This is a genomic window from Sphingomonas sp. SRS2 (assembly GCF_000971055.1).
Taxonomy (GTDB): domain Bacteria; phylum Pseudomonadota; class Alphaproteobacteria; order Sphingomonadales; family Sphingomonadaceae; genus Rhizorhabdus.
The window spans coordinates 1-9,001 of the sequence record NZ_LARW01000163.1 but is presented as its reverse complement, the minus strand read 5'-3'; the positions used below and the strand labels follow the sequence as shown (position 1 = coordinate 9,001).

Sequence of the window (9,001 nt, the reverse complement as noted above, 5' to 3'; positions counted from 1 at the left end):
CGCAGCGGGTCCAAGACGCCGGAACCGGTAATCCATCGCATCAGCAGGGGATGGGCTGCGCTGTTGGGATGGCTCCACCCATCCCCTGCTGCCCCGAACGATGTCGCACCTCGGCTTGAAACTTCAGGCCAACTTAGAAATGTCCCATCCCGCAATTTAGAAATGTCCCATCTTGATGGGCGCCTGCGGACCGTGGTGCATGGTCATCCTCTGCTCTGGAGGATGCGCTTATGACGGTGTTGGCCATGAGTCATAGGGAACTCTCGCGTTACGATACGCTGCTGCGGGTCACGCGGCGCGAGTTGCGGGTCGAAGATGCGGCGACATTGCTGGGCCTGACGCGGCGCCAGGTTGGCCGGTTGTTGACCCGTTTGCGAGCTGACGGTCCTGAAGGCCTCATTTCACGGAAGCGCGGCAGACCTAGCAACCGGCGACACAGCGATGCTTTTCGTGAACGCGCCCTTGCGCTGGTTCGGGAGCATTACCATGACTTCGGGCCGACATTGGCGACGGAATATCTGGCGGAACGGCATGATGTCGTCATCTCCAATGAGTCTCTGCGCAAATGGATGATCTCGGCTGGTCTCTGGAAGGACCGCGACGCGCGCCGGCCACGGCCGTATCAGCCGCGCTATCGCCGGGACTGCCGCGGCGAACTCATCCAGGTCGATGGATCGAAGCACTGGTGGTTCGAGGATCGCGGCCCACAATGCACCCTGCTCGTCTATATCGACGATGCGACCAGCGAGCTGATGCATCTCAAGATGGTCGAGAGCGAAAGTACCTTCGCCTATATGGACGCGACGCGCGAATATATCGAACGGCACGGCAAACCTGTGGCGCTTTATTCCGACAAGCACAGCGTCTTTCGCAATCCCGTCGCGACCGCCAAGGGCGATGGCATGACGCATTTCGGGCGGGCGCTAGAGGCTTTGAATATCGAGATTATCTGCGCCAATTCGCCGCAGGCCAAGGGCCGTGTCGAGCGGGCGAACGGGACGCTGCAGGACCGCCTGGTGAAGGCGATGCGGCTCGAGGGCATCTCGTCGATCGCTGAAGCCAACGCTTTCCTGCCGACCTACATGGCCCGGCATAACCAGCGGTTCGCAAAGCCCCCGTTCGATGCACGCGACCTGCATCGCCCCCTCGCCCCGCATGATGATCTGCGGCGCGAGATGGTCTGGCGCGAGCAGCGCAAGGTCACCTCATCGCTGACGCTGCACTACAACAAGGCGGTGTTCATTCTCGAGCCGACCGAAGTCAGCCGGCCATTGGCGGGCAAGCGGGTCGACGTCTGCGAATATCCGGATGGTCGACTGGAGATCCGGCATGGCGAGCATGTTCTACCCTATGCGATGTTCGACAAGATCCGGCAGGTGAATCAGGCGGCGGTGGTCGACAACAAGCATCTGGATGCGGCACTGGAGATGGCGAAGCTGATCCAGGAGCAGCTGCCGGCCCGTAAGCGGAACAACAACGAGCCATCTCGGCGCTCGCAGCCCCACACCCTCTTCCCGGCGCCGGCGCCGGAGAACGCGGCGGTGAAGAGCCGGCGGGGACGCCCTCCCCTCGCCCGTACCCGCCCGGCGGCGGTGCTCGAACCGGCGTGACCGGGCCCACCGCTGGCGCGGCGGGTCCATGGCCGCAAGAACCGAAACACCACCGCATCAGCAGGGTCTGCGCTGCGCTGTTTGGATGGCTCCACGCAGCCCCTGCTGCCCCAACCGGTGACATTTCTAACTGGCGGAAAAAGTGACTTCTCTAAATGGCAGGAACAGCGAAAGCCGTACCGGGGAGTTGTCATTCAACCCTCTTGGCAGCTCCAATGGCAGAACTCGCCGGCTTCCTGTCCATCGCCACGCTCATTGCGATACCTCCAAAGATCAGCGCCATTCCCGCATAATGATATCCATGCAGCGGCTCGCCCAGGACGAGCGCCGCGATCAGCGCGCCGAACAGCGGCATCAGCGATGTCGTCTGGCCAGCCTTGCCGCCGCCGATCTGCTCGACCGCACCGTTGAACAGCAGATAGCTAAGCACCGACGGAAATGTCGCGACGTACAGGACGGCGGCGACCACCGCCGGCTCCGGATTCGGCCGATCCCCTGCCGCCCACTCGACCGCAGCGAGCGGCGCCATGCACAGTGCGCCGATCAGGAACGTCGCGCTTAGCAAGCTCAGAGCATGCACCGGCGGCTTCAGGCGCAGCAGGCTCGTATAGAGCGACCATGTGACAACTGCCGCCAGCACCAGAAGATCGCCCAACCCAAGACGCAGATCGGCAAGCGCCGAAATATCGGCTTTGATGATGACGATCACCACGCCGATGGTAGACACTGTAACCCCAGCCACGCGCCACGCGGGCGCCAACTGCCTGAACAGCAGGCGATCCGCCAATAATACGCCCGCCGGAACGGCCGCCTGCAGCAGCAAGGCGTTGGTAGCGTTGGTGTAATGGAGTCCGATATAGAGGAAGCCATTGAAGCAGCCGACGCCGAGTATGCCGAGCGTGAAAACCATCTTCCAGCTTTGCACAAGCGCGGCGCGATCACGGATACAGTGCCGCCAGGCGAGCGGCAGCAGCACTATAAGCGCGACAGCCCAGCGTAGGAACGCCAGTGTGAACGGCGGAATATCCCCCCGGACCGCCCGGCCAACAATCGCATTGCCGGCCCAGAACAGCATGACGAACGCCAGCGACAGATAGGCGAGAAAGGCCCGGCGTTCCGCTGTCATTTGCGGCCGAACAGCTTCTCTATGTCGCCATGGCCAAGCTTGATCCAGGTCGGGCGGCCATGGTTGCACTGGCCCGAATGCGGGGTCACTTCCATTTCGCGGAGCAGCGCGTTCATCTCGGCGACCGAGAGCGTTCGCCCCGCGCGGACCGATCCGTGGCAGGCCATCGTCGCCGCGACATGGTCCAGCCTTTCCTTGAGCGACAGCGCCTGGTCGTACGCCCCCAGTTCATCGGCCAGGTCGACCACCAGCCCGCGCACGTCCCCCTGCCCGAGAAGCGCCGGCGTCGCGCGAACGAGCATCGCCTTCGGGCCGAAGCGTTCGAGTTCGAGCCCCATTTCGGCCAGCTCGGCAATTCGGCCTTCGAGCCGGTCGCAGCCGACCTCGTCGAGCTCGACGACCTCCGGCAACAGAAGCGCCTGCCGCGAGACGCCGCCTTCGGCCATCGCCCGGCGCATCCGCTCGAGCACAAGGCGTTCATGCGCGGCATGCTGATCGACGATAACCAGTCCATCCTCGGCCTCGGCGACGATATAGGTAGCCGCCACCTGCCCGCGCGCCACGCCCATCGGATAAGCCTTGTGCTCAGGCGGCGCGGCGTAGGCAGGCTCGGCGCGGGCCATCGGCGCCGGCACATAGTCCGCCACCCGGTCCCAGACGCTCCCCTGCCCGATGGCGGCGGCGGCGGCCGGAAAGGCGAAGCCATTGGGGATCGAAGACGGCGACGGCCATCCTCCCCCCGCCTGCCAGTTGCCGAGCGCCCCCGCCGAGGGCCGCTGCGCGCTGCGATGGCCTACAGCATCGAGCGCGGCGCGCAATCCGCCCACGATCATGCCGCGCACCAGCCCCGGGTCGCGGAAGCGCACCTCGGTCTTGGCCGGGTGGACGTTGACGTCGACCAGATCGCCCGGCAGTTCGACGAACAGGGCCACCACCGGATGCCGGTCGCGCGCGAGCATGTCCTGATAGGCCGCGCGGACCGCGCCGATCAGGAGCCGGTCCTTCACCGGGCGGCCGTTAACGAACAGGAATTGATGATCGGCGACACCGCGATTGAAGGTCGGCAAGCCGGCAACCCCCGTCAGCGACACCGCCTCGCGGCGATAGTCGACGGCGACGCTGTTTTCGGCAAGGTCGCGGTCGGTCAGCGCGGAGACCCGGTCTATCCGTTCCTCTTCGGGCGACGTCAGAATCGTCCGCCGCCCCTCATGCTCCAGCGTGAAGCCGATATCGGGCCGCGCCATGGCGAGCCGCTTGATGACATCGACACAGGCGGCGTATTCGGCCCGCGCCGAGCGCAGGAATTTGCGCCGGGCGGGCACCTTGGCGAACAGGTTCGACACCCGGATCCGCGTTCCCGGCGGCAGTGCGGCAGGTCCCTCCCCCGCCAGCTGGCCATGATCGATCCGGCGATACCAGCCATCGGCGCCGCGCACCCGGCTTTCGATCGTCAGATCGGCGACGCTGCCGATCGAGGGCAGCGCCTCGCCCCGGAAACCGAGCGTCGTCACCGCCTCGATAGCATCGTCGGGCAATTTCGATGTCGCATGCCGTTCGAGCGCCAGGGCAATCTCGTCGGGCGCCATGCCACAGCCGTCATCGACCACGTCGATCGAGGAAAGCCCGCCTTCTGAGAGGCTTACCGAAATACGGGTCGCGCCCGCATCGATCGCGTTCTCGACAAGTTCCTTCAGCGCGCTGGCGGGTCTTTCGACCACTTCACCGGCGGCGATGCGATTCACCAGATGCTCAGGCAGGCGGCGTATTGACATGACTCTAGCTCTAGCCCAAGCGGCAGCCTTCCGCATCCCTTGATACCAGCGAAATTTCAGCTACCGAAGGGTGATGCGTGCATAGCCATAATGGCTTTGGGGCGGGCCTAGAAAGACGGACGAAAGCATGTTCTTCCAGCGTTATTTCAAGTTCATGTCGCACGATATGGCGATCGACCTCGGCACGGCGAACACGGTCGTCTATGTGCGCGGCCGCGGTATCGTCCTCAATGAGCCCTCGGTCGTCGCAATCGAGACGATCAATGGCGTGAAGCGCGTGCGCGCCGTCGGCGACGACGCCAAGCTGATGATGGGCAAAACCCCCGGCTCGATCGAGGCGATCCGTCCGCTGCGCGATGGCGTTATCGCCGACATCGATGTCGCCGAGCAGATGATCAAGCACTTCATCCAGAAGGTGCACGGCCCCCGCCGCTTCCCGCGCTGGCCCGAAATCGTGATCTGCGTGCCCTCTGGCTCGACCTCGGTCGAACGCCGCGCGATCCGCGACGCCGCGTCGAACGCCGGCGCGTCGCAGGTCTGGCTGATCGAGGAGCCGATGGCCGCCGCGATCGGCGCCGGCATGCCCGTGACCGAGCCGATCGGATCAATGGTCGTCGACATCGGTGGCGGCACCACCGAAGTCGCGGTGCTCTCGCTGCGTGGCCTCGCCTATACCACCTCGGTCCGCGTCGGCGGCGACAAGATGGACGAAGCGATCGGTTCCTATGTCCGCCGCAACCATAATCTGTTGATCGGCGAAGCCACTGCGGAACGGATCAAGCAGGAAGTCGGCGTCGCCAAGATGCCCGCCGACGGCAAGGGCGAAACGATCCACATCAAGGGCCGCGACCTCGTCAACGGCGTGCCCAAGGAGATCACGATAACTCAGGCGCAGATCGCCGAGGCGTTGACCGAGCCGGTTTCCGCGATCGTCGAGGGCGTCCGCATCGCGCTGGAGAATACCGCGCCCGAGCTCGCCGCCGACATCGTCGATCAGGGCATCGTCCTGACGGGCGGCGGCGCGCTGCTCACCGGTATCGATGAAGTGTTGCGCGAAGCGACCGGTCTTCCCGTTTCGATCGCCGACGATCCGCTCACCTGCGTTGCGCTGGGCACCGGACGCGCGCTGGAAGACCCCGTCTTCCGCGGCGTGCTCCAGACCGCATAAGCGGCCTTGATCGGCAATGGCGGCGCCCCGGCACCGGCGTCGAGGCTTTTCACGCCGGGTCCAATATGGCCTGTTCGCGGGCTATGTGATCGCGACCGCCGGTCTGGTGCTGGCGTTCGCGCTGCTGCTGATCGCCCGGTTCGATCCGCGCGCCTTTGGCACGCTGCGCGGCGTCATCGTCGATGCGAGCGCCCCGTTCACCGGGGTCGGCCGCGCGGGCGTGCGCGGTTTCCATAGTGCGGGCGATGAGATCGCCGCCTATTTCAATGCCGCGAGCCAGAATGCGTCGCTACGCCGCGAACTGGCGGCGGAGCGCCGCGCGGTCATCGCCGCCAAGGTGATCGCCGCCGAGAATGCGCGGCTGAAGAAGCTCGCGCTGCTTACCGAACATCTGCCCCGACCGATCCTGTCGGCACGGCTGATCGGATCGACTCCGAGCGGACAGCGCCGGTTCGCGACATTGGCCGTTGGCACCGCCGAGGGCGTGCGGCCCGGCATGACGGTGCGCTCGCCCGAAGGGCTGATCGGCCGCGTCTTCGAAAGCGGGATATTCGCATCGCGCGTCCTGCTGCTCACCGATGGCGAAACCGCGGTGCCGGTCCGCATCGTACGCAGCGGCATCGCGGCGCTTGCCACCGGCCAGGGCGACGGCACGATGGAGATACGGGGACTGATGGCAGGCGGGCAACCGTTCCGACGCGGCGATCTGGCGGTCACATCGGGAACGGGCGGGGTCTATTCGCCCAATATTCCGGTCGCCGTGATCACCGCCGTCCGCAGCGACCGGGCGACGGCGCGCCCGCTCGCCGACCCTGCCCGCGCGGACTTCGCGACGGTCTATCCGATCTTCCAGGCGCCGGTCCAGGAGCTGCCCGCGCAGCCCAAGCCATGATCGGCCGCCGCGACAATCCCTATGCCGTCAAGCCGCCCCTCCGGACCATCGCGGTGCCGGTGGGATCGATCCTGCTTGGTTCGGTGATGGGTCTCGTGCCGATCATTGCCACCGAACCGATCATACCGCCTTTCGGCCTGATGCTGCTGCTCGCCTGGCGGCTGCTCCGGCCCGAATTATGGGCCGCCTGGGCCGGCTTGCCGCTGGGACTCGCCGACGACCTGATAAGCGGCCATTATCTCGGCACCTCGATGATGTTGTGGACGGTGGCGCTGCTGGTGCTTGATTGGGTCGATCATAATCTCGTGTGGCGCGACTGGTGGATGGAATGGCTGATCGCCGCCATCGCTATCACCGCGATCGATATCGGCGCCTGGGCGCTGTCGCAGCCGCTCGAAAGCCATACGCGGCTGTCGACGCTGCTGCCGCAGCTGATCGGCGCTATCCTGCTGTTCCCCATCATATTGCGGCTGATCGCCCGGCTCGATCGATGGCGGCTGAAGCGATGAAGCGCAGCCGCATCATTACCGAGCAAAGCCAGAATTTCTCCTTCACGCGGCGCGCCTTCGTGCTCGGTGGGTTCCAGGCGGGTATCGGTGGGCTGCTGGCGGCACGGATGGCGTGGCTGTCGGTGGCGCAGAACGAGCGCTATACCACCTTGTCCGAAAGCAATCGGGTTCAGCTCACCCTGGTGCCGCCGCGCCGCGGCTGGATCATCGATCGTGCCGGCAAGCCGATCGCGATCAATCGTACGACCTTTCGGGTCGACATCATTCCCGATCAGCTGAAGAACGCCGATTCCGTCCTGGGACAGCTCCAGCAGCTGCTCGCGCTGACCGCGGAAGATCTCGAACGGATTCGCGACGATCTGAGCAAGGCGCGTGGCTATCAGCCGGTCCCGGTCGTCGAGAATATCGATTATGAGCGCTTCGCGGCGGTCAGTGTGCGTCAGCCCACCCTGCCCGGTGTCGCGCCCGCCAGCGGCTATGGCCGCCACTATCCCTCGGGCGCTGCCGTCGCCCATCTCGTCGGCTATGTCGGTCCGGCCTCAGCCGCCCAATATGAAAAGACACGCGATCCGCTTCTGATCACGCCGGGTTTCAAAATCGGCAAGGAAGGTCTTGAACGGACAATGGAAAATTGGCTCCGTGGCAAGCCCGGAGCCAAGCGTAGCGAGGTTACGGCCCACGGCAAGGTGGTTCGCGAGCTGACCACTCGACCCGAGATGGTCGGCAATGCCGTGCAATTGACGATCGATGCCGGGCTGCAGCGCTACACCGCGAGCCGGCTCGGCGACGAGAGTGCCTCGGCAGTCATGATCGATACCAGGACCGGCGGCATCCTCGCGATGGCGTCGATGCCCGCCTTCGACCCCAACAGCTTTTCCGACGGCATCAGCCATGCCGAATGGGATCAGCTGTCGAACGACGACCATCTGCCGCTGACCAACAAGGTCATGCAGGGCCTCTATCCGCCCGGATCGACCGTCAAGCCGATGGTCGCGCTCGCGCTGCTCGAAGCGGGGGTCGATCCCAATCAGCAGGTTGGCTGTTCGGGCCGCTACCGCCTGGGTAACAGCTATTTCCATTGCTGGCGCCGTGGCGGGCATGGCAGCGTCGATATGCACCGGGCGATCGCCGCGAGTTGCGACACCTATTTCTACACCATGGCGCGGCTGATCGGGATCGACCGGATTGCGGCAATGGCCCGCCAGCTCGGCCTGGGCGAGGAATATGACCTGCCGATGCCGTCGCAGCGCTACGGCACCGTCCCTGATACAGAATGGAAGGCGCGGCGCTACAAGGGCGCCCGCTGGACCACCGCCGACACCCTCAACGCGACGATCGGCCAGGGCTATATGCTCGCCAATCCCTTGCAGCTGGCGGTGATGTCGGCCCGTATCGCCAGCGGTACCGCGCTCGCGCCCCGGCTGATCGTCAACAAGCGCTATCCGCCGCAGGGCGCGGCGCTGGATGTCTCGCCCGAACATCTGGAGTTCGTGCGCCAGGCGATGAGCGGAGTCGTAAACGGCCCGTTCGGCACCGGCGGTTCGGGCCGCCTCAACCTTGGCGACACGATGATGGGCGGCAAGACCGGCACCGCGCAGGTCCGCCGCATCACCATGGCGATGCGCGCGGCGGGCGGCGAGTTCGGCGGCTATAGCGTCCCATGGAAATATCGCGACCATGGACTGTTCGTCGGCTTCGCGCCGGTCATCGATCCGCGCTACGCGGTGGCGGTGGTGATCGAGCATGGCATGCACGGCGCGGCGGGCGCGCCGATCGCCCGCGACATGATAACCCTATATGTATGATCGCAAGCGTGCCGAGGAGCGGCTTGGCCTTCTGGGGGGAATGGCTTTTTTAAACGACTGTGGCCGCCGACGATAAAGAGGGGGTGGGGTGGAGGGGTGGGCGGAATGAGGAGCCAAAG

Annotated in this window: 6 protein-coding genes and 1 pseudogene; 5 read left to right on the top strand and 2 right to left on the bottom strand. The window is 65.2% G+C overall.

Going from position 1 to position 9,001, the window contains the following annotated elements:
• Positions 1-230: 230 nt before the first annotated feature.
• Positions 231-1,610, top strand: a complete 1,380-nt coding sequence (locus WP12_RS22815; RefSeq protein ID WP_046195944.1) for an ISNCY family transposase — start codon at positions 231-233, stop codon at positions 1,608-1,610.
• 190 nt (positions 1,611-1,800) lie between these two features.
• On the opposite strand, the gene WP12_RS22810 is transcribed toward WP12_RS22815, so the two are convergent.
• Positions 1,801-2,736, bottom strand: a complete 936-nt coding sequence (locus tag WP12_RS22810) for a DMT family transporter (RefSeq protein WP_046195943.1) — start codon at positions 2,734-2,736, stop codon at positions 1,801-1,803.
• Positions 2,733-4,508, bottom strand: a complete 1,776-nt coding sequence (gene mutL / locus WP12_RS22805) for a DNA mismatch repair endonuclease MutL (RefSeq protein WP_046195942.1) — start codon at positions 4,506-4,508, stop codon at positions 2,733-2,735. Before mutL ends, WP12_RS22810 begins: the two co-directional genes overlap by 4 nt.
• A 127-nt stretch (positions 4,509-4,635) precedes the next feature.
• Here mutL and WP12_RS22800 point away from each other — a divergent pair, with 127 nt between their 5' ends.
• The 4 genes and pseudogenes from WP12_RS22800 to mrdA form a co-directional block, all read left to right on the top strand.
• Positions 4,636-5,676: a rod shape-determining protein gene (locus tag WP12_RS22800; protein WP_046195941.1), complete on the top strand. Its 1,041-nt coding sequence runs from the start codon at positions 4,636-4,638 to the stop codon at positions 5,674-5,676.
• A 16-nt stretch (positions 5,677-5,692) separates the two neighbouring features.
• A complete protein-coding gene (gene mreC, locus WP12_RS22795; RefSeq protein WP_046195940.1) occupies positions 5,693-6,568 on the top strand; it encodes a rod shape-determining protein MreC in 876 nt (291 codons plus the stop codon).
• A complete protein-coding gene (gene mreD, locus WP12_RS22790) occupies positions 6,565-7,077 on the top strand; it encodes a rod shape-determining protein MreD (RefSeq protein ID WP_046195939.1) in 513 nt (170 codons plus the stop codon). The genes mreC and mreD overlap by 4 nt, the downstream gene beginning before the upstream one ends.
• Positions 7,074-8,916, top strand: a pseudogene (mrdA, locus tag WP12_RS22785) (penicillin-binding protein 2); the annotation flags it as partial. The gene mreD and the pseudogene mrdA, both read left to right, overlap by 4 nt.
• Positions 8,917-9,001 lie beyond the last annotated feature (85 nt).